The sequence below is a fragment of the Haloterrigena alkaliphila genome (assembly GCF_017352155.2).
GTDB lineage: Archaea > Halobacteriota > Halobacteria > Halobacteriales > Natrialbaceae > Haloterrigena > Haloterrigena alkaliphila.
Genome location: NZ_CP071462.1, coordinates 2,961,906 through 2,980,475 on the forward strand (window position 1 = coordinate 2,961,906; position 18,570 = coordinate 2,980,475).

The window sequence follows — 18,570 nt, forward strand, 5'->3', positions numbered from 1 at the left end:
TGGGGAGGGTGTGGCTACTCCCTGTTGCCACGATAGCAGGACGCTCGTGTATTCCAGTTCGGAGAGATCAATCACTGCAGAAGCCCGTTAGTACGAAGAGACGAACGAGCCCTCTATTGGCGTTCTTCCGCAACATCGCCGAACCGAACGTACCGACGGCCGACCAGTGCCGCGAGCGCCAGCGCCGCGATGACGGTGAGAACTACCCCCACCGTGAGCGACCACGGGCCGTCGTCGCCCTCCCAGTCGTCCTCGAAAACGGCCGCGTAGTAGCTCGCGATCGCCTCGCCGTGCAGCGCCAGTAGCACCTCCCGATTGTTCCGGAAGGAGTTCTCGTTCCAGTTGGCGCTGCCGACGACGGCGACCTCGCGGTCGATCACGACCCCCTTGGCGTGGATCTTTTCGAAGTCGTCGGTCTCCGCGACCAGTCTGACCTCGAGCGGCAGCGACTCCTCGGCCGCCAGCGCCTCGAGATCGGCCGCCAGCGCTTCGTTCTCGTCTTCGTGGTACCACGTCGAATCGAGCAAAATCCGTACTGAGACGCCCCGACGGGCGGCGTCGATCGTCGCCTCCAGGACGGCGGCGTCCCGATCGATGCTGGCCTGCTTGACGAGAATTTCGTCGTCCGCGTCGGCGAGGAGAGTCGTCACGCGCGCCTCGGCGTTGTCCGGCGCGAGGAGCAGTTCGGCTGACTCGAGGGGGACGGTCGCCGGTTCGTGCTCGGTCGAAAACGCCCGCGATGACGGATCCGTCTGCGAGATTGCGTCCCCGCCCTCGCCGTCGACGAACGAGGCGTTCGCGCGGAACGCCGCTCCCGATTCGGTGTCCCAGCCCCCGTGATCGGCCCGGAACACGGCCGCGAGGTCGGCCGCGATACTCGCGTTCGCCAGCCGAACGCCCCAGCCGCGACTCGAGGCGCCGCCGATGCCCGAGGGCTTCCAGTTCTCGCTGGTGACCAGCACGCGGTCGTCGGCGACGGCGTACTTCGCGTGGTGATACCGGTAGCGGGCACCATCGCCGCCCGTGACGCGGACGTCGACGCCGGCCGCCGCGAGTCGCTCGAGGACCGAGTCGGTGGCCCGCGGCGTCCCGCCGACTGGACCCGACTCGAGGAGGACCGCGACGTCGACACCGCGGTCGGCCGCGGCGACGAGTTCGTCGGCGACGGCAGTGGACGTGAACGTGTAGCCGGCCAGCAGCAGCCGCTCGTCGGCCTCGCGGATCGTCTCGAGGGGGAGTTCCGGCGCGTCGGGGAGGACGAACGCCGTCGCCGCCGCGGCGTCGGCCGTCGAGACGGGGAGACAGGTCGCCCCTCGAGGGTGCCAACTGCCGGCAGCCGGATCGACCGTCGCGTTCGCGCCACCCTCGCTGCGGTACCACCGGCGCGCCGTCGGCGCGCGGTCGTAGGAGACGGTATCGACCGTCGTCGTCCCGTTCCGGAGCTCCAGGTGGTCGCCGTCCGCGGCGAGTCGTAGGTGACCCTCGAGTTCGAGCACCGGGGCGTCGGTCAGTCCCCGCGTGACGGTCGGCGCCGTGCTCAGCGCGACGCGACCGGAGACGGTCTCGTTCGGGAGCCCGGCGGTGGTGTGGCCGTCGGTGAGCGTCCAGTCGCCGAGTCGCGTCTCCGGCGGCGTCTCGAGGACGAGGTACTCGCCGACGTTGTCGGGGATCGTCGGATTCGGGTAGAGTTCGACGATTCGCGGCGCACGGGTGCCGGTGCTCTCGTTCGGGGTCGTCACCTCGATTCTGCTGGTATCGCCTCTGGTCCCCGGAATAGCAGGTGCGTTCGGGACGCGCGCTGGACAGGATCCGATGGTTTCGATGGGGGCGCCCCCTCGAGCGATAGTCGATGCATACCCCGCCGCCGCTGTCTCGGTCGCGGTATCGTCGCTCACGCCGAGCGCCAGGGCTGCACCGGCGAGAACGCCGAACGCGACGAGCGCGATGAGGACGGCTCGACGGCGATTCATCGGGCGGTCTGGCCGCGCCTTCGGATATAAACTGCAGGTCGGAAAACGGATCGTGGCGACGGGTGTTCAGAACGGGCGTGTCGTAAAGTGGTCAGAACGGCGTGTCGAGGCGCGGTCAGAACGGATCGCGCTGGGGGGTGATTAGGCCGCCGGCTCGAGACCCGTCTTCTCGGCTTCGGCCTGCACGAGGTACGCGCGGTCGTCGTCGTACTCGGCGACGATCTCGAGGGCTTCTTCCGTAGCGATCTGGTTGAGCGCCCACGCGGCGCTGGCGCGGACGCGGTCTTCCTCGTCGTCGGCGAGAACGTCCGCGAGCGGGTCGATGGCGCGGGTGTCGCCGATCAGACCGAGCGCGCGGGCGGCCCAGCTCCGGACGTCAGGTTCGTCCGCGACCAGTTGCTGGGCGATGGGCTCGACGGCGTCTTCGGCGCCAATCTCGCCGAGCGCGCGGAAGGCGGGCCGCTGGAGGTTCGGGTTGGAGTCGACGTAGTCGACCAGCGTCTCGACGACCTCCTCGTCCGCGACGCCGATCTTGCCGAGGACGCGCATCGCCGCCTGATCGCGGCGGTTGGCCTTCTGGAGCATCGAGTCCGTGGCCTCCTCGGGGCCCATTCGCTCGAGGGCCTCCATGCAGTGGTCTTCCATGAAGTCCGAGTCGAACGTCTCGAGGGCCAGTAAGATCTGGTCGACGTTGCCGCGCTTCTCGTGGACCTTGATCGCGTGCCACTCAGGCGGGAAGTCCTTGACGTGGTCGAGCACGTCGTAGAACCCCTCCCGGCGCAGTTGCTCGCGGATCTCGAGGTCGGTCCACGCGGTAGCGTCGTCGACGTCGGACTCGAGGTCGTCAGTGGCCTCGAGCAGGGCGGCGATCGTCTCGGCGTCGTCGTCCGCGTCGAGGGCGGCGTCTTCGACGGCCGCGGCGGCCGAATCGAGGGTTGCGTCGAGCTGGTCGGGGACGTCGTCGCCCTGATTGACCAGCGTGACCGAACTGCCCAGCAGGTCGTTCGGGTCGTCGAGGAAGTCGTCGACGGCCTCGATCAGTTCGGCGTTGCCCTCCTCGGTCCAGCGGGTGCCCGTGATCGTTCCGCTGACGCCGTTGATCTCGCTGACGACGTCCTCGCCGTAGGGACCGCGCTGGTCCTCGAGATCGGACTCCAGATCCGAAATATCGCTCTCGATCTCGTCGTAGCGCTCCTGGAGTTCTTCCTCGGGGGTGATCTCCTCCTCCTCCTCCTCGTCGCCGTCGCCCTCGTCTTCGGTCTCCGGCGGGTCGGGAATTTCGACTTCCTCGAGGTCCGCGCGAAGCGATTCGATGTCGGCCTCGACGACGTCGAGGTCGTCCTCGGTCTCGGCGGCCTCGAGGTCGCTCTCGAGGGAGTCGACGTCGTCTTCGAAGGCCTCGAGGGCCTCGCGAATCGCCTCGAGGTCGACCGGTTCCGCCCCTTCGTCGGCCGGCTCGTCCGCGCCGTCCTCGGCTGCCTCGTCATCGCTCATGGTACCACCCGGCGCTGAATCCGGGGATATCGCCGACGCGTGGCAGTGTACATACGCCACAGTCGTTCCAGCAGCGCCCTAAGCGTTTCCATGCACCTCGGGCTCCGTGCGGCGCTCGCGGTCGCCCCAGTAGAACCACGGGCTCAGGACCATGTACGCGATGCCGAGCGTCAACAGCGCGTACGGAAACGTGCGCCCGGCGAAATCGGGAATGAGGATCGCCAGCCCGTGGACGATCCCCATGATGCCGGCGTCGCGGGCGAGCAGATCGGGGTACTCGATCCGCGAGACCATCAGGTAACAGAACGCGCCCGTGACCGCCAGCACGAGCCACGGGTGGCTCTCGCCCGCGAGGATCGCGGCGCCGAGGATCGTCGCCGCGAGCGTCGTCTGAATCCCCTCCGTGTGGCTCCCGGCGACGTCGTAGGCGGTGTACATCCCAAGCCGGGTGACGGCCATCGCGACGAACAGCGAACAGACCGCCAGCACGAGGACCAACTCGCCGGAGACCGCGTCGAACCCGATCTCGAGGCCCCGGGTGACGACGACGAACGCGAGGACGGCGGGGGCGACGGCGAAGGAGGCGACGTCGGCCAGCGAATCGAGGTAGGGACCGGCGTCGGTCCCCCCGTACCGGCGCGCGAGGATCCCGTCCAGTCCGTCCGCGATGGCCGCCAGCAGAATGAGCCGCGCCGCCTGCGTGATGTCGACGAACGCGATGACGACCGCGACGAACCCCAGCGCAGCGTTGGCGATCGTCACGGCGTCGGCGACGCCCAGACGCCCGACGAACCGGGGAAGCATACTCGCGGGTTCGTCGGGGAGTTACCTTACGTGTTTTCGTTTCAGGATGGCTTCTCCGGGTTTCGACTGTAACGGCTCCGGGTTTCGACCGTAACGGCTCGGTCTCTGTCGGGACCGCTCGAGGCGGTACCAGTCGAGTCGGCTTTCGACGATCGAACCGAGGCGATTATACCGTGACTCTCCCAAATCAATCGTATGAACCGGCGCGTCTACCTCGCTGCCGTCGGCTCCGCCGCCTCGACCGGGTTAGCGGGCTGTTCGGCCGTCAGCAGTGCGTTCAGTGAGGACGACGGCTGCGACGGCTGCGATATCGGGATGACCCGTAACGCGTTCACGCCCGACGAGTACGAGGTCAGCGTCGGCGAGACGGTCGTCTGGAAGAACACCAGCGACGCCGATCACACCATCACCGCCCGCGAGAGCAGCCTTCCCGACGGCGCCGACTACTTCGCGACCGGCGGCTTCGAGGACGAAGCGACCGCCGTCGACGCCTGGCACGCGGAACGGGGCGGCCGACTCGGAATCCGCGAGACGTTCGAGCACACGTTCGACGTGGTCGGCACGTACCGGTACTTCTGTGAGCCCCACATCAACGCCGGCATGGCGGGCCGGATCGTCGTCTCCGAGTGAGACCGGACTGCAGATCGAGCGCGACCGACGTCGCGTCGGGTACCCGGCGCAGAATTATTTTCGGATCGAGTCCTGTTTCTCTACGATCCCCCGGAACTCTCTCGTATCAGATATTTACTCGAGATAGAGTGATCGAGCCGCTCACGGCTGCTAGCGGGAGGATACTGGGATATGCCACCCCGTCTCTGGGGAGGACGTGACACACTGCGATAAGGATCCTTCATGTTTATACATCACCGTGGTGGTGAATTACGTGTATGTCCGAAACCGGGGCGGAGACCCGTCCGCTGGTCCGACAGCTTCCCGATCCGACGAGCGCGTCGAACGTCCGGTACGAGCCGTCGCTCGAGGAGCTTCGCGACCTCGCGGCCGACGACGAGACGACGACCGAGTTCGGGTCGCCGTCGTACGTCAGCGAGTACCGATCGCGGAGCGCGGATCGGACGAAAAACGCCGTCGACGACGAGTTCGACGAGCGAGACGAGAAACTGGTCGACGACGCGATCGGGCTCGCGAGCGACCGCGAGATGCTCTGCGTGGATCGCCTGATGGGTCGTCACTCGGACGCGACCTTCTGCTGTCGGCTCTTCGTTCCCGTCGAGCACGCCCGGATCGCGCTGGCGTGGGCGAACCTGTTCGAGCCGACCGACGGCCGCGAACCCGACCTGTACACGGTTCAGTGTCCCGACTACGACGAGACCGCGATCCGCGTCCTCCCCGACGAGGGCTTCACCGCGGTGCTGGGCAGCGACTACACCGGCGAGGCCAAGAAATCGTTCCTGCGCCTGTTCATGTACCGAATCAAGGAACAGGGTGGTCTCGGACTCCACGCCGGCAGCAAACGCGTCCGCGTCCGCGACGCCGACGGCGACCTGCGCACCGTCGGGCAGGTGTTCATGGGCCTCTCGGCGACCGGCAAGTCGACGCTGACCTCCCACGGCTGCTGGCTCGAGGACCCCGAAGACGCCTCCATGCTACAGGACGATGTCTGCGGGCTCCTGCCCGACGGCTCCGTCGCCGGCAGCGAAGGGGAGGGCCTGTTCATCAAGACCATCGGGCTGGACGCGGACGAGCAACCCGAACTGTACGCGGCCGCGACCGACGAGTCGGCGATCCTCGAGAACGTCGCCGTCGACGACGACGGGACGGTTCACTTCGACGAGGACCGCTACACCTCGAACTCCCGGGCGATCGTCCAGCGCGAGGAACTCGAGAGCGCCGACGAGGAGATCGACCTCGATCGGATGGACCAGGTCTTCTTCATCACCCGGAACCCCCTGATGCCCCCGGTCGCGAAACTCGACGACGAGCAGGCCGCCGTCGCCTTCATGCTCGGCGAGTCGATCGAGACCAGCGCCGGCGACCCCTCGCGGGCCGGCGAGTCGATCCGCGTCGTCGGCACGAACCCCTTCATCGTCGGTCCCGAGGGCGAGGAAGGAAACGTCTTCCAGGACCTCATCGAAACCCTCGACGTCGAGTGTTACGTCATCAACACGGGCTATCTCGGCGAGAAATCCATTGACGTCGGCGTCGAGGAGTCCGTGACGATCCTCACCGAAACCGCACGCGACCGGATCGAGTGGACCGACGACGACCGTACCGGACTGACCATCCCCGAGCGCGTGCCCGGACTGGACATCGAGGACTACTACGTCCCCGACCACGTCGACGACTACGACGCGGCCGTCGCCGACCTGCGGGCCGAACGACGCGACTACCTCGAGGAGTTCGACGAGCTCCGCGAGGAGATCAAGGACGCCGTCTACTGACCGGCTGATCCGGTCGGGGCTGTCAGCTCCTCGAACGCGTATTCCGTTCCTCGAGAGCCGACGGGCCGTGGAGTCGCCGTGTAATCGATCCGCGTTGCGCGCTCGCGAATCGCGGTCTTCCTCGTCGCCGAGGTCCTCACGCGTCCACGTATCGTGTCCTCGCCAGCGGATCGTGCATTCTCAGGCGTCGACGCGGTCGCGCTCCCGGCGATCAAATCGGCATTTATATTTACTCAATAGCGAGTATTTAGTGTATGTCTTGGCAAGATCTCGTTTTCCTCTGTGGGAGCCTCCTGACGGTCGTCGCCTTGCTCCCGACGCTACGGAACGCGAACGCGCGCATTCCGCTCGGCACGAGCGTCCCGAAACTGACCCTCGCGGTCGTCTATACCGCAACGTTCCACTCGCTGGGGATGACGTTTTCGGCAGTCGGTCTGCTCGGGACCGCCGTCGCGTGGTCGCTGGTCGCGTACTACCGCTCGCCGTCCGGTCGATTGTCGCTGCCCCGGTCCCGACCGTCGGGGCTCGAGGGTCCGGCCACCGTTGAGTCGAGCAGCGCACTCGGCCACGACGGCGATCGATTGTAGCAATAGACCGTTATCGTTCCCGTGTTTAATGTACAATTATACTGGACGAACGTCGGGCAGAAGTTGCCGCACACGGATACTGTTATATGCGTGCAGTTCTCACAGCCGGTAATGAGCGCACAAGTACAAACACCGACCCTCCGCGTCTGCGAACGGTGTGGTCGATCCGAACGATGGGACGACAACCTCGAGGCCTGGCAGATCGCCCGCGAAGACGGTGAGAAGCAGATCGGAAGCCCCCACTGCATTCACGAGTGGGACATCAACGGGACGTTCAACCCCGTCACCGGCCACGCCGACTGACGCCGGCCGCCGCGGATTTCTCTCTCCGTCGAGCCCCTGCGTCGGGGCCTTTTTGTCGCCTCGAGCGTAGCAGTAGCCGATGCCGACCGTCTATATCACCGCGCCGCCGAGCGACGCGACCGACATCGCCGAGACGCTCGTCGAGGAGCGACTCGCGGCTTGTGTCAATCAGGTATCGACAGCGTCGACCTATCGCTGGGAGGGCGAGATTCACCGCGATGACGAAGTCATCTTGCTCGCGAAGACGACCGAAGCGGCTGCCGACGAACTGGTCGATCGGGTCGCGGAACTCCACCCCTACGGCGTGCCGTGTATCGAGCGGTTCGAGGAGCGAGCCGTCCTCGAGTCGTTCGCCCAGTGGCGCGCGGAAAGCGTCGAGAACGCTGCCAGTACCGAAACTGGCGAGAGCGACGAGTGAATTCCGCCGCTAGTCGGTCGTCGTCGATAACTCGTCGACCCGATCGAAGCGTCCGTCCCGGTTGACGAGTCGCGCGCCGTTGTGGCGACAAACGCCGGCGATCAACACGTCGCCGAGGTTGATCGGCGTTCCGCCCTCGAGTAGTTCGGCTTCGATCACCGCGGCCTCTCGAGCGGCCCCGTCGGTCAGCGCGAGCGGTTCGATCCACTCGAGTCCGGTCACGATCCGATCGACGCCGTCTCGGCCGGCGGATTTCGCGGCCCCTCGGTACGCTTCGAAGAGGGCGAGCGACGGGGCGCAGAACGGTTTCCCCTCGTGATTCTCGAGGAACGTCCGGGTCGCGGGCTCGCCGTCCAGACAGTCCACGAGAAACGTCGTATCGAACGCTATCGCCGACGCTCACGCTCTCGCAGATCGGCGTCTAATTCGCCGCGCGTCGAATCGACGGCATCGCGGATTCCGTCGGCGTCCCTCATCGCACCGAATCCCTTCATCACGTCTCGGTCGCGATCGGTGAGACGGAGAATCGTCTCCGTGAAACTTTCGCCCTCTCGTTTGTGCTCTCTGAGGCGATCGTACGCTTCCTCGGTGATGGTGAGGCTCTTCGTCGCCATGCGTGTAGATATAGATCTCCACGTATTTCGGTCCTTCCGGAGACGACTCGAGGATCGATCCAATCCGGTCCGTGTCGGGAGGTACGTCAGACCGTCACACTCTCGACTGCCCGAAAAAGCAACCCTTAAAACTCGCGCGCGGGTTCTGTGGGATATGGCTGGAACCATCGAAGTGCTCGTTCCGGGTGGCCAGGCCAACCCTGGCCCACCGCTCGGTCCCGAGCTCGGACCGACCCCTGTCGACGTGCAGGCGGTCGTACAGGAGATCAACGACCAGACTGAAGCCTTCGACGGGACCGAAGTCCCCGTCACCGTCGAGTACGAGGACGACGGCTCCTTCGAGATCGAAGTCGGCGTGCCGCCGACGGCCGAACTGATCAAGGACGAGGCCGATTTCGACACCGGCAGCGGCGAACCCCAGAAGGATTTCGTCGCCGACCTCTCGGTCGAGCAGGTCAAGCAGATCGCCGAGCAGAAACACCCCGACCTCCTCGCGTACGACGTTCGAAACGCGGCGAAGGAAGTCGTCGGCACCTGCGCCTCGATGGGCGTCACCATCGAAGGCGACGACGCTCGAGAGTTCAAGGAGAAGGTCGACGGCGGCGAGTACGACGACATACTTGTGGACGAAGCGGCAGCGTAGTCGACTCGAGTCCGACACCGCGCGGTTCCGTTTTGCGATAGTTCGACCCGATAGTCGACGGTACCACTACGTCGGCGCTCGCGACGTGGCCGCCGCTGGTCACAGCGAGAAGGTGTGCGAACGAAAAATGGCGGCGGGGAGGGTCCCGGGCGATCGGTCGAGACTCGAGTCTAGATCTTGTTCGCGGGCGGAACGGTGCGTTCGTCGGGGTTGCTCGCTCCGCCGGTGGCCATGATCACGCGGACGCCGGCACCGACCCCCAGCGCCCCCGCCAGACTGAAGACGACGAGGGAGGCCGCCAGGGAGAGGCCGGCGACGCCGGCGAGCAGGCTGGCGACGAGGACGCCGGTCCAGAGCCGGTCGCAGCCGAGTCGCGCCGCGATCGAACGGCCGGTCGCGACGAGTCCCAGCACCGTTAGCGTCGACAGCGCCGTGCCGCCGAGGACGACCAGCGGGATCCCGAAGAACGTCCCGAAGCTGGTACCGGTGATCAGGACGCCCGTACTCACGAGTCCGCCGAGGACGAACAGACTCGGCAGTCCGATACAGATCGAAATGACCGGGCTCCGGCGAGCCTTCGTGACCGTCCCCGGCCCGTATCGCTGGAGTAATCCGAGGACGACCGTCCCGGCGAGCAACACCGCCGCGAACTGGAGGCCGGCCCGTTCCAACTGGCTGAGCGCCTGATACGTTTCGAGACCGATGCCCGTGATCGCCAAGGGTGCGTTCGGCTCGAGTCCCCCGGGTCCACCGACCCCATATAAATCTACTGGCCGCATACGAGATAGATACAGCATTCCCTCACATAGTATTTTCGGTATTTATGAACATCATTACTACTGATATTTTTCGCGCGTGTGATTCGGGCGCATCGTCTACGCGTGGCTGTCGGCGTCGTGACCGGTGGAACTCCCGAGCGCAGCAGTTCGACGGGTTTAAGTTCGGCATGGCACTTCGTTCAACGGAGACAGGCGTAGCCTGTTTCACTGACCCGTAGGAGCAGTCCTGCGTACTACGGAGGTGAACGATGGCAGATTCGGATATTGAAACAGCAGTCGCTCGCGCACTCGAGGAGTCGCCCGATCGGAACTTTACCGAGACGGTCGACCTCGCGATCAATCTGCGCGACTTAGACCTAAACGAACCGTCGAACCGTGTAGACGAGTCTATCGTCCTGCCGTCCGGAACCGGCCAGGAGACCCGCATCGTCGTTATCGCCGAGGGTGAAACCGCCGTCCGCGCCGAAGAGGCCGCGGACGAGGTGCTCTCGGAGAGCGACGTGGCCGATCTGGACGACGACGAGGCCAAAGATATGGCCGACGAGACGGACTTCTTCATCGCCGAAGAGGCGATGATGCAAGACATCGCCCGGCACCTGGGTACCGTTCTCGGTCCCCGAGGGAAGATGCCGGACCCGCTCTCGCCCGACGACGACGTCGTCGAGACCGTCAACAGACTGAAAAATACCGTGCAGCTTCGCTCCGGCGACCGACGAACGTTCCACACGCTCGTCGGCGCCGAGGACATGGACGCCGAGGAGATCGCCGACAACATCGACGTCATCCTGCGGCGCCTGCACGCCGACCTCGAGAAGGGACCCCAGAACATCGATGGCGTCTACGTGAAGACGACGATGGGGCCGTCTCAGGAGGTTGTCTAACATGAGCGCACAGGCTGAACGCAAGACCGAGAACCTTCCCCAGTGGAAGCGAGAGGAGGTCGACGAGCTCGAGGAACTCATCGAGAGCTACGAGAGCGTCGGCATCGTCGGCATCGCCGGCATTCCGAGCAAACAGCTCCAGGACATGCGCCGCGACCTGCACGGCACCGCAGAGTTGCGCGTCAGCCGCAACACGCTGCAGGTCCGCGCGCTGGAAGAGACCGGACTCAGCGACCTCGTCGAACACGTCGAGGGCCAGGTCGGTCTCGTCGGCACGAACGACAACCCGTTCACGCTGTACAAGGAACTCGAGGCGTCGAAGACGCCCGCGCCGATCAACGAGGGCGAGGTCGCCCCGAACGACATCGTCATCCCCGAGGGTGACACCGGGATCGATCCCGGTCCGTTCGTCGGCGAACTCCAGCAGATCGGTGCCAACGCGCGGATCGAAGAGGGTTCGATCCAGGTCATGGAGGACTCGACGGTCCTCGAGGCCGGCGAATCCGTCTCTGCGGATCTGGCGAACGTGCTCAACGAACTCGGTATCGAGCCCAAGGAGGTCGGACTCGACCTTCGCGCCGTCGTCGCCGACGGCGTGCTCTTCGATCCCGAGGACCTCGACATCGACATCGAGGCCTACGAGAGCGACGTGTCGACCGCGGCCGCCCGAGCGCGGAATCTCGCGATCAACGCGAGCTATCCGACCGCGGCGACGGCGCCGACGCTCATCGCCAAGGCCACGGGCGAGGCCAAGAGCCTCGGCCTGCAGGCCGCCATCGAGGACGAAGACCTCATGCCCGACCTCGTCACGAAGGCCGACGCACAACTGCGTGCGCTCGCGTCGCAGATCGACGACGAGGACGCCCTGCCCGAGGAACTACAGGGCGTCGAGGCCGCCCCCGAACCGGCGGCCGACGAGGGCGAGGACGAATCGGACGACGAACAGGACACCGCCGAGGCCGAGGAAAGCCCCGACACCGACGATGACGACGACGAAGACGACGGTGACGGCGCGGAAGGACTCGGTGAGATGTTCGGCTAACCAACTGAGAACACTACAATGGAATACGTATACGCTGCACTCATCCTGAACGAATCGGGCGAAGAGATCAACGAAGACAACCTGACGGACGTGCTCGACGCTGCCGGCGTCGACGTCGAAGAGTCCCGAGTCAAGGCGCTCGTCGCCGCACTCGAGGACGTCGACATCGACGAGGCAGTCTCGGAAGCCGCGGCCGTCCCCGCCGGCGGTGCCGCAGCGGGCGGCGCCGCTGCGGGCGGCGACGCCGGTGGCGACGAAGGTGGCGAGGAGGAAGAGGTCGAAGAGACCAGCGACGTCCCGGACACGACGGACGAGGACGACGACGAGGACGACGACGCCGGCGGCGAGGGCCTCGGCGAACTCTTCGGCTAAGTCGCGACGCGACGATTCACGCAATCTCGAATTTTTCGACGCGACGAACGGACAGCTACTTCTCCGTGTGCTCCGAGACGGGCAACGCATGACGACCGCCGTCTACTTTGACCTCGACGGGACGCTGTGTACCTACGCGGTCCCGTTCGCGGACCTGTTCGAGGCGACCGTCTCGCCGTACGGCGAGCCGACCGAGGCCGCCTACGAGGCGTACGTCGACCGCCTGCTCGCGGCGATCGAGCACTGCGAACCCGACCCCTACCGCGAGGCGTTCGACGCAGCCGCGGCCGAGACCACCCTCGACGCGAGGTCGGAGACGCTCGCCCGGGAGTACCGCGAGCGCGAACTCGAGGCAACGGTCGTGTCGAAGGCGACGAAGCGGATCGTCGAGCGAGTCGCGGAGACCTGTCCGACGGGCATTCTGACGAACGGCGCCGGGAAACACCAGCGGGCGAAAGTCGAGCGCCACGGACTCGACGAGGCGGTCGACGAAATCGTCGTCTCGAGCGACGTCGGTGCGGGGAAACCCGATCGACGGATCTTCGATGCCGCGAGGGAGCGACTGCCGGCCGACGAGTACGTGTTCGTCGGCGACAGCTACGAGGCGGACGTCGTGGGCGCTCGGGACGCCGGGTACCGGACCGTCTACGTGATGGGGGATGAGGATCCCGAGAGCGACGCCCCTCCGGAGGCCGCCGACGCCGTCGTCTCGAGCGTCGACGCGTTGCTCGAGGCCGAGTCGCTTCCGATGGCGATTCGGGGTCCGTTCGAGTCGTCGTCGCGCCGAACCGATCGCAGGTAGCTGACCGGTCGGGTGGCGTTCGATCGATCGCCGGCGATTTCCCCCTCGCAGCGCCGTTCGATTCACCCTCGAGTTTAACCGGGAGGCCGCGGCCAGAGGGAGCGATGGCGGTCACACCAGCGGCAGTCGACCTCGTCGCCGAGCCGTCGCTGACGCTACAGGTGCTCGGCTGGACGCTGGTCGGTGCGCTGCTGGGGAGCTGTAGCGGCCTGATTCCCGGCCTCCACGCGAACAACTTCGCGCTCCTGCTCGCGGGCGTCGCGCCGTCGATACCGGGCGATCCGCTGTTCGTCGCCTGTGCGATGCTCTCGGCCGGCGTCGTCCACACGTTCGTCAACGCCGTCCCCGCGATGGCGCTGGGCGTGCCCGACGCGGAGATGGCCGTCACCGCGCTGCCGGGCCACCGGCTGGTCCTCGAGGGCCGAGGGTACGAGGCGATCCGGCTCTCCGCGCTCGGCAGCCTCCTGGCGGTGGTCGCGGCGATACCGCTCGCCCTCCCGATCACGCGGGGCGTCACGGCAGCGTATCCCACGATTCGGGCCCACCTCTCGCTCCTGCTGGCGATGGTCGCCGTCGCGCTCGTCGCCGCCGAACGGACGTGGCGGGCCCGCTTCGGCGCCGTCTGCTCGTTTGGGCTCGCGGCCGCGCTGGGTGCCGCGACCATCGATCTCTCGCCGGACGCACCGCTCGAGGCCGGCGGCACCCTCGCGCCGCTGTTCGCCGGCCTGTTCGGCGCGCCGGTGTTGATCGACGCGATTCGCGGCGGCGGGATCCCCCCACAGCGTGGCGAGAGAATCGCGCTCTCCGGGCCGCTCGTCGGTGCCACCGCGCTGGCCGGCGCGCTCGCGGGCGCGGTCGTCGGCTACGTCCCCGGCGTCTCGGCCGCCATCGCCGCCGTCGCCGCGCTGCTCGTCGTCCCCGGCCGGTCGGGCGACCGGGGCTACATCGTCGCGACCAGCGGCGTCGATACGGCGAACACGGTCTTCGCACTCTTCGCGCTCGTTGCGATCGGCCAGCCCCGGACCGGCGTGATGGTCGCCGTCGAGCAGGTGAACGCGCCACTCGACCTGCCGATCCTTCTGGCGGGCGTCGTCCTCGCGGGACTGTTCGGGTTCGTCCTCGTGCTGGTCGTCGGCGACGCCTACCTCGAGTTCGTCGGTCGATTACCCTACTGGCAGGTGTCGGCCGCCGTGCTGGGCCTGCTGGTGGTCCTCTCGGCGCTTTTCGCCGGGTTCCTCGGAATCGCCGTTCTGGCAGTGGCGGCCGGGATCGGCATGGTCCCGGTACGATTTCGGGCGCGGCGCGTCCACCTGATGGGCGTGCTGATGGGGCCGCTGATCGTCGGCGTGTGATCCGTTGCCGAACAAAAGCGCTCGGCCGTCCCCCTGTGCGTGCGATGGTCACGCAAACGCTTTTGCGCGGAACTGATGTATCGTAGCGAGGTGTTACTTCAATGGTAGACGCGACCGTCGATACCATCGATCGGAGCGGCCTCGAGTGCGACCGGATCTACCAGGCGCCCAGCTACGAGGCCGAGGAACCCCTCGAAGCCGGCGTCCTGCGGGGCAAGACCGAGTGGTTCGACAGCCTCCGGCGGATCGAGGAACTCGAGCGTCGCCACGACGCCGAGATTGAGGAGGGGCGGGGGCACTGATGGCGGGCTACGATCGCTCGGTCTCCGCGCCCGACCACGACCTCGGTCCCGAGACCGTCTGGCACCTCCAGATGCCACAGATTCGGTTCGGTCGCGACGCCGTCAAGGAACTGGGCTTCCAACTGGCCGATCTCGGCGTCGACGCCGCGGACGACCCTCACGGCCTCGTGGTCACCGACGAGACCCTCGTCGACATCGGTCACGCCGACCGCGTCACGGCTCACCTCGAGGACGCGGGCTACGACGTCACCGTCTGGGACGGCGCGGAACGCGAGCCGTCGATCGAGAACGTCGATCGCTGCATCGAGTTCGTCCGCGAGAACGAGGGGGAGTCGGGCTACGACTTCTACGTCGGCTTCGGCGGCGGGAGCTGCATCGACGTCGCGAAGGCGACCCGCGCGGTGATCGCCAACGGCGGGGAGGTGCTCGACTACGTCGCGGCGCCGACGGGCGGCGGGGAGGCGCTGACCGAGTCGGGCCCGCCGCTGATCCTCATGCCGACGACGGCGGGCACGGGCGCCGAGATCTCGCCGGTCGCCATCCTCTCCGTCGAGGAGCAGGAGATCAAGGAGGGCATCTCGAGCAACCACATCCGGGCCGACGCGGCCGTCCTCGATCCGACGTTCACGACGACGCTGCCCCCCGAGACGACCGGCAAGACCGCGATGGACGCGCTGGGTCACGCCATCGAAGGCTACACCACCCACCCCTTCGATGGTCTCCTGCGAGCCTCGGATCCGGGCGAACGACCCGTCTACGCCGGCCGGACGGAACTCACCGAGATGTTCTCCGAGAAAGCGATCCGGTTGCTCTCGAACAACGTCCGGACCGCCGTCCACAACGGCGACGACCTCGAGGCGCGGGCGGCGATGCTCAAGGGTGCCCTCTTCGGCGCCATCGCCGGACTCACCGCCGGCGCGAGCCTCTGCCACGCGATGGCCTACCCAGTCGGGAACCGGTATCACACCTACCACGGCGAGACCATCGCCGTCCTCACGCCCGCGAGCACGCTGGGGTACAACGTCGCCAGCGACCCCGAGCGCTTCGTCCGCGTCGCCGAGATGCTGGGCGCGGAGACCGACGGACTGGGAACTCGCGAGGCGGCCGATCGCGCTCGAGCGGAGTACGTCCGCCTCCAGCAGGACCTGAACGTGATCCCCAGCGGCCTCAACGAACTCGCCGGGATCACCGAGGAGGACGTGGAATGGCTCGCGAACCAGACGGTCGAGACCCAACAGCGCCTGCTTCGCTGTAATCCGCGACCGGTGACGACCGACGACGCGGCCGACATCTTCCGGGACGCGCTGTACAACTGGGAGTAGCGGACCGAGAGGAAGTAGTGAATCGGGAGAGAGTAGTGGATCGATGGGGTCTCAGCCGTCGCTCGAGTCGACGGCGCGGGCCGCCGAAACCAGATCCTCGACGCGCTCGAGCGAGACGGGATTCGTCGTCTCGCCGCCCTCCTTGAGCGCCGTCCCGACGATGACGCCGTCGGCACCCGCCGCGAGGCAGTGGCCGACCGTCTCGCTCGTGACGCCGCTGCCGACAAAGACGGGCTTTCGGAGGGTCTCACCGGTCTCTTCCCTCGAGTCCTCGAGCGCCCCGGCGACCCGTTCGACGTCCTCGAGAGCCGTGTCGGCCCCAGTGCCCGGCCCGGAGACGATTACGCCGTCGGCGCGGCCGCGCTCGACCGTCTCGAGGGCGGCCCGTTCGATCGACGCCTCGCCGATCGGCGCGGCGTGTTTGACGTGGACGTCGGCGAGAATCGCCGCGTCGGCGTCGATCCGGTCGCGGAGGCGGATCGTCTCGTGGGCGCGCCCCTCGAGGACGCCCTGATCCGTCGCGGCCGTCCCGACGTGGACGTTCACCCGGACGAAGTCGCACCCGGCGGCCGCGGCGATCGAGAGCGCGGCGTCAGCGTCGTTGCGAAGGACGTTGATACCGACGGGGACGTCGACGGCGTCGGTTAGGGCCGTCGCGACCGCGGTCATCTCCGCGACGACGTGGGTGGGGACGTCCTCGGGGTAGAAGGGCGCGTCGCCGAAGTTCTCGAGCACGAGGCCGTCGACTCCGCCGGCTTCGAGGCGGCGGGCGTCCTCGAGCGCGCGGTCGCGCACGGCGTCGCGGTCGCCGTCGAAGCCGGGTGCACCGGGCAGCGGCGGGAGGTGGACCATTCCGACGACGGGTCGAGCGGCGTCGAAGCGGTCCAGCAGTGGGGTCGACGGTGGCATGGAGATGGGTGGATTTGGGCGCTCGAGCGAGATAAGTCGTCGTGGATTCGATCGACTGACGAGATTGTGCTCGAGTAATCGGGAGGTGTCCTTCTGAATCCACTCGAGCGGACTGCGAACACCGGGTCACGATCGACACTGAGAAGAAAAGCGTCCTGCCACCGTGGCAACGGGGAGTTCCACACCCTCCCCAACCGATTCGCTCGCTCCCGCTGGTCGCTCACTCATCCACCGGAAGACGCTTCGCGTCTTCCGAGCCGTTCGCTCGTTTCACTCGCGAAGACCTCGCACAATTTCGCCGTGAGTCCTCGCTCTCGCTCGGACTCCCGACAGCGCGCGCCACCGCATGGGCGGCAGTCGAACTCGGAGTGCGCCCGAAAGCAGTACCGGCTATCGGACCGTGAGCCGGCAAGGCCGCCCCCGTTCACGGTTCTTTTCTCTCGTCCCTCGCAAGCCTCGAGGGATGCCAGAACTGTTCGCTTCGCTGCCGTTGCGCGACCTCGAGGCGCCGAACCGGCTCGCCGTCTCGCCGATGTGCCAGTACTCCTGTGAGACTGACGGCCTCCCGACCGAGTGGCACCGGGTCCACCTCGGGAGTCGAGCGGTCGGGGGAGCGGGCATCGTGATGACCGAGGCGACCGCCGTCGAACCCCGCGGACGGATCACGCCCCACGACCTGGGGATCTGGAGCGACGAGCACGCCGCGGCGCTCGAGGCGATCACGCGCTTCATCCGCGAGCAGGGTGCGGTACCGGGAATTCAACTCGCTCACGCCGGTCACAAGGCCAGCAAGACGCGGCCGTGGGACGGGAACGTCCCGATCCAACCGGACGAAACCGATCCCGACGGCGCGTCGGGCTGGGAGGTGCTCTCCCCGTCGCCGGAGGCCTACCCGCCGTTCGACGGCGATCGGCCGGCGATGCGGAGGGCCGACCGCAACGATATTCGGGGCGTGATCGACGCCTACCGGGCGGCGGCCGAGCGCTCGCTCGAGGCGGGGTTCGAAATCGCCGAGGTGCACGCGGCCCACGGCTACCTGCTCCACGAGTTTTGCTCGCCGGTGACGAACGATCGCGAGGACGAGTACGGCGGGAGCTTCGAGAACCGCACTCGTCTCGTCCGGGAGGTCGTCGAGGCCGTCCGCGAGGTCTGGCCGGACGACAAGCCGGTCTTCGTGCGGATCTCGGGCACCGACTGGCTCGAGGACCGCGAATCGTGGGATATCGACCAGTCCGTCCGACTGGCCCGCGATCTCTCCGACCTCGGCGTCGACCTGATCGACGTCAGTTCGAGCGGCATCCACCCCGATCAGCAGGTCCCCGCCGGACCCAACTTCCAGGTGCCGCTGGCGGAAGCGATTCGCGAGGGAAGCGACGCCGCCGTCGGGGCGGTCGGGGGCGTCACCGACCCCGCGCAGGCCGACGCGCTGGTCCGCAACGGTCGGGCGGACCTCGTCCTCGTCGGCCGGCAGTTCCTCCGGGATCCGTACTTCGGGCTTCGAGCGGCCGCGGAACTCGAGTCGGACGCGGACGCGAAGTGGCCCGTTCAGTACCGTCGGGCCGTTCGGTGACGGTCCA

Annotated in this window: 21 protein-coding genes; 14 read left to right on the plus strand and 7 right to left on the minus strand. The window is 67.1% G+C overall.

Translation table 11 applies throughout. From position 1 onward, the window contains the following. Positions 1–113 precede the first annotated feature (113 nt). The 3 genes from J0X25_RS33285 to J0X25_RS33295 form a co-directional block, all read right to left on the minus strand. Positions 114–1,970 carry a phospholipase D-like domain-containing protein gene (locus tag J0X25_RS33285; RefSeq protein WP_207288181.1) on the minus strand — a complete coding sequence of 619 codons (1,857 nt, stop codon included), beginning with the start codon at positions 1,968–1,970 and terminating at the stop codon, positions 114–116. 141 nt (positions 1,971–2,111) lie between these two features. Continuing rightward, the gene (locus tag J0X25_RS33290; protein ID WP_207288182.1) at positions 2,112–3,464 is read right to left on the minus strand and encodes a HEAT repeat domain-containing protein; all 1,353 of its coding nucleotides are present in this window, start codon (positions 3,462–3,464) and stop codon (positions 2,112–2,114) included. Positions 3,465–3,542: 78 nt separating this feature from the next. Further along, positions 3,543–4,268: a protein sorting system archaetidylserine synthase gene (locus J0X25_RS33295; RefSeq protein WP_207288183.1), complete on the minus strand. Its 726-nt coding sequence runs from the start codon at positions 4,266–4,268 to the stop codon at positions 3,543–3,545. A 195-nt stretch (positions 4,269–4,463) separates the two neighbouring features. Here J0X25_RS33295 and J0X25_RS33300 point away from each other — a divergent pair, with 195 nt between their 5' ends. From J0X25_RS33300 to cutA, 5 genes are all read left to right on the plus strand, one after another. Next, positions 4,464–4,898: a cupredoxin domain-containing protein gene (locus tag J0X25_RS33300; RefSeq protein ID WP_207288184.1), complete on the plus strand. Its 435-nt coding sequence runs from the start codon at positions 4,464–4,466 to the stop codon at positions 4,896–4,898. Positions 4,899–5,155: 257 nt separating this feature from the next. Then, positions 5,156–6,667 (plus strand): phosphoenolpyruvate carboxykinase (ATP), encoded by a 1,512-nt coding sequence (locus J0X25_RS33305; protein WP_207288185.1) that lies wholly within the window; start codon positions 5,156–5,158, stop codon positions 6,665–6,667. A gap of 254 nt (positions 6,668–6,921) precedes the next feature. Next, positions 6,922–7,254 (plus strand): hypothetical protein, encoded by a 333-nt coding sequence (locus tag J0X25_RS33310; protein ID WP_207288186.1) that lies wholly within the window; start codon positions 6,922–6,924, stop codon positions 7,252–7,254. A gap of 111 nt (positions 7,255–7,365) precedes the next feature. After that, positions 7,366–7,557 (plus strand): HEWD family protein, encoded by a 192-nt coding sequence (locus J0X25_RS33315; protein WP_207288187.1) that lies wholly within the window; start codon positions 7,366–7,368, stop codon positions 7,555–7,557. Between the two features lie 79 nt (positions 7,558–7,636). After that, a complete protein-coding gene (gene cutA / locus J0X25_RS33320) occupies positions 7,637–7,975 on the plus strand; it encodes a divalent-cation tolerance protein CutA (RefSeq protein WP_207288188.1) in 339 nt (112 codons plus the stop codon). A gap of 9 nt (positions 7,976–7,984) precedes the next feature. On the opposite strand, the gene J0X25_RS33325 is transcribed toward cutA, so the two are convergent. Beyond that, positions 7,985–8,365, minus strand: a complete 381-nt coding sequence (locus J0X25_RS33325; protein WP_207290921.1) for a type II toxin-antitoxin system VapC family toxin — start codon at positions 8,363–8,365, stop codon at positions 7,985–7,987. Then, positions 8,362–8,589 (minus strand): antitoxin VapB family protein, encoded by a 228-nt coding sequence (locus J0X25_RS33330; protein WP_207288189.1) that lies wholly within the window; start codon positions 8,587–8,589, stop codon positions 8,362–8,364. Before J0X25_RS33330 ends, J0X25_RS33325 begins: the two co-directional genes overlap by 4 nt. 154 nt (positions 8,590–8,743) lie before the next feature. Here J0X25_RS33330 and J0X25_RS33335 point away from each other — a divergent pair, with 154 nt between their 5' ends. After that, a complete protein-coding gene (locus tag J0X25_RS33335) occupies positions 8,744–9,232 on the plus strand; it encodes a 50S ribosomal protein L11 (RefSeq protein ID WP_207288190.1) in 489 nt (162 codons plus the stop codon). 170 nt (positions 9,233–9,402) lie between these two features. On the opposite strand, the gene J0X25_RS33340 is transcribed toward J0X25_RS33335, so the two are convergent. Next, on the minus strand, positions 9,403–10,011 hold the full coding sequence (locus J0X25_RS33340; RefSeq protein ID WP_207288191.1) for a hypothetical protein: 609 nt from the start codon (positions 10,009–10,011) through the stop codon (positions 9,403–9,405). A 248-nt stretch (positions 10,012–10,259) separates the two neighbouring features. Here J0X25_RS33340 and J0X25_RS33345 point away from each other — a divergent pair, with 248 nt between their 5' ends. From J0X25_RS33345 to J0X25_RS33375, 7 genes are all read left to right on the plus strand, one after another. Beyond that, complete coding sequence (locus J0X25_RS33345; RefSeq protein ID WP_207288192.1) at positions 10,260–10,892, plus strand: 50S ribosomal protein L1; 633 nt, start codon at positions 10,260–10,262, stop codon at positions 10,890–10,892. Position 10,893: 1 nt separating this feature from the next. Further along, a complete protein-coding gene (locus tag J0X25_RS33350; RefSeq protein ID WP_207288193.1) occupies positions 10,894–11,934 on the plus strand; it encodes a 50S ribosomal protein L10 in 1,041 nt (346 codons plus the stop codon). An 18-nt stretch (positions 11,935–11,952) separates the two neighbouring features. Next, the gene (gene rpl12p / locus J0X25_RS33355) at positions 11,953–12,306 is read left to right on the plus strand and encodes a 50S ribosomal protein P1 (protein ID WP_207288194.1); all 354 of its coding nucleotides are present in this window, start codon (positions 11,953–11,955) and stop codon (positions 12,304–12,306) included. Between the two features lie 88 nt (positions 12,307–12,394). Beyond that, positions 12,395–13,108 carry an HAD family hydrolase gene (locus tag J0X25_RS33360; RefSeq protein WP_207288195.1) on the plus strand — a complete coding sequence of 238 codons (714 nt, stop codon included), beginning with the start codon at positions 12,395–12,397 and terminating at the stop codon, positions 13,106–13,108. 104 nt (positions 13,109–13,212) lie between these two features. Beyond that, positions 13,213–14,460, plus strand: a complete 1,248-nt coding sequence (locus J0X25_RS33365) for a tripartite tricarboxylate transporter permease (protein WP_207288196.1) — start codon at positions 13,213–13,215, stop codon at positions 14,458–14,460. A gap of 101 nt (positions 14,461–14,561) precedes the next feature. Further along, positions 14,562–14,762: a hypothetical protein gene (locus J0X25_RS33370; RefSeq protein WP_225896671.1), complete on the plus strand. Its 201-nt coding sequence runs from the start codon at positions 14,562–14,564 to the stop codon at positions 14,760–14,762. Further along, on the plus strand, positions 14,762–16,084 hold the full coding sequence (locus J0X25_RS33375; protein WP_207288197.1) for a hydroxyacid-oxoacid transhydrogenase: 1,323 nt from the start codon (positions 14,762–14,764) through the stop codon (positions 16,082–16,084). Before J0X25_RS33370 ends, J0X25_RS33375 begins: the two co-directional genes overlap by 1 nt. A 51-nt stretch (positions 16,085–16,135) precedes the next feature. Here J0X25_RS33375 and J0X25_RS33380 read toward each other — a convergent pair whose 3' ends face one another. Beyond that, complete coding sequence (locus J0X25_RS33380; RefSeq protein ID WP_207288198.1) at positions 16,136–16,993, minus strand: BtpA/SgcQ family protein; 858 nt, start codon at positions 16,991–16,993, stop codon at positions 16,136–16,138. A 463-nt stretch (positions 16,994–17,456) separates the two neighbouring features. Between J0X25_RS33380 and J0X25_RS33385 the strand changes: the two genes are divergently transcribed. Beyond that, the gene (locus tag J0X25_RS33385) at positions 17,457–18,563 is read left to right on the plus strand and encodes an NADH:flavin oxidoreductase/NADH oxidase (protein WP_207288199.1); all 1,107 of its coding nucleotides are present in this window, start codon (positions 17,457–17,459) and stop codon (positions 18,561–18,563) included. Positions 18,564–18,570 lie beyond the last annotated feature (7 nt).

Bases quoted from the DNA above. Each gene is read 5' to 3' on its own strand.
- J0X25_RS33340 (WP_207288191.1), bottom strand. From the start codon at position 10,011: ATGCGGCCAGTAGATTTATATGGGGTCGGTGGACCCGGGGGACTCGAG.
- J0X25_RS33285 (WP_207288181.1), bottom strand. From the start codon at position 1,970: ATGAATCGCCGTCGAGCCGTCCTCATCGCGCTCGTCGCGTTCGGCGTT.
- J0X25_RS33330 (WP_207288189.1), bottom strand. From the start codon at position 8,589: ATGGCGACGAAGAGCCTCACCATCACCGAGGAAGCGTACGATCGCCTC.
- J0X25_RS33345 (WP_207288192.1), top strand. From the start codon at position 10,260: ATGGCAGATTCGGATATTGAAACAGCAGTCGCTCGCGCACTCGAGGAG.
- J0X25_RS33360 (WP_207288195.1), top strand. From the start codon at position 12,395: ATGACGACCGCCGTCTACTTTGACCTCGACGGGACGCTGTGTACCTAC.
- rpl12p (WP_207288194.1), top strand. From the start codon at position 11,953: ATGGAATACGTATACGCTGCACTCATCCTGAACGAATCGGGCGAAGAG.
- J0X25_RS33305 (WP_207288185.1), top strand. From the start codon at position 5,156: ATGTCCGAAACCGGGGCGGAGACCCGTCCGCTGGTCCGACAGCTTCCC.
- J0X25_RS33365 (WP_207288196.1), top strand. From the start codon at position 13,213: ATGGCGGTCACACCAGCGGCAGTCGACCTCGTCGCCGAGCCGTCGCTG.
- J0X25_RS33290 (WP_207288182.1), bottom strand. From the start codon at position 3,464: ATGAGCGATGACGAGGCAGCCGAGGACGGCGCGGACGAGCCGGCCGAC.
- J0X25_RS33385 (WP_207288199.1), top strand. From the start codon at position 17,457: ATGCCAGAACTGTTCGCTTCGCTGCCGTTGCGCGACCTCGAGGCGCCG.
- J0X25_RS33375 (WP_207288197.1), top strand. From the start codon at position 14,762: ATGGCGGGCTACGATCGCTCGGTCTCCGCGCCCGACCACGACCTCGGT.
- J0X25_RS33315 (WP_207288187.1), top strand. From the start codon at position 7,366: ATGAGCGCACAAGTACAAACACCGACCCTCCGCGTCTGCGAACGGTGT.
- J0X25_RS33300 (WP_207288184.1), top strand. From the start codon at position 4,464: ATGAACCGGCGCGTCTACCTCGCTGCCGTCGGCTCCGCCGCCTCGACC.
- J0X25_RS33295 (WP_207288183.1), bottom strand. From the start codon at position 4,268: ATGCTTCCCCGGTTCGTCGGGCGTCTGGGCGTCGCCGACGCCGTGACG.
- J0X25_RS33335 (WP_207288190.1), top strand. From the start codon at position 8,744: ATGGCTGGAACCATCGAAGTGCTCGTTCCGGGTGGCCAGGCCAACCCT.
- J0X25_RS33370 (WP_225896671.1), top strand. From the start codon at position 14,562: ATGGTAGACGCGACCGTCGATACCATCGATCGGAGCGGCCTCGAGTGC.
- J0X25_RS33380 (WP_207288198.1), bottom strand. From the start codon at position 16,993: ATGCCACCGTCGACCCCACTGCTGGACCGCTTCGACGCCGCTCGACCC.
- cutA (WP_207288188.1), top strand. From the start codon at position 7,637: ATGCCGACCGTCTATATCACCGCGCCGCCGAGCGACGCGACCGACATC.
- J0X25_RS33350 (WP_207288193.1), top strand. From the start codon at position 10,894: ATGAGCGCACAGGCTGAACGCAAGACCGAGAACCTTCCCCAGTGGAAG.
- J0X25_RS33310 (WP_207288186.1), top strand. From the start codon at position 6,922: ATGTCTTGGCAAGATCTCGTTTTCCTCTGTGGGAGCCTCCTGACGGTC.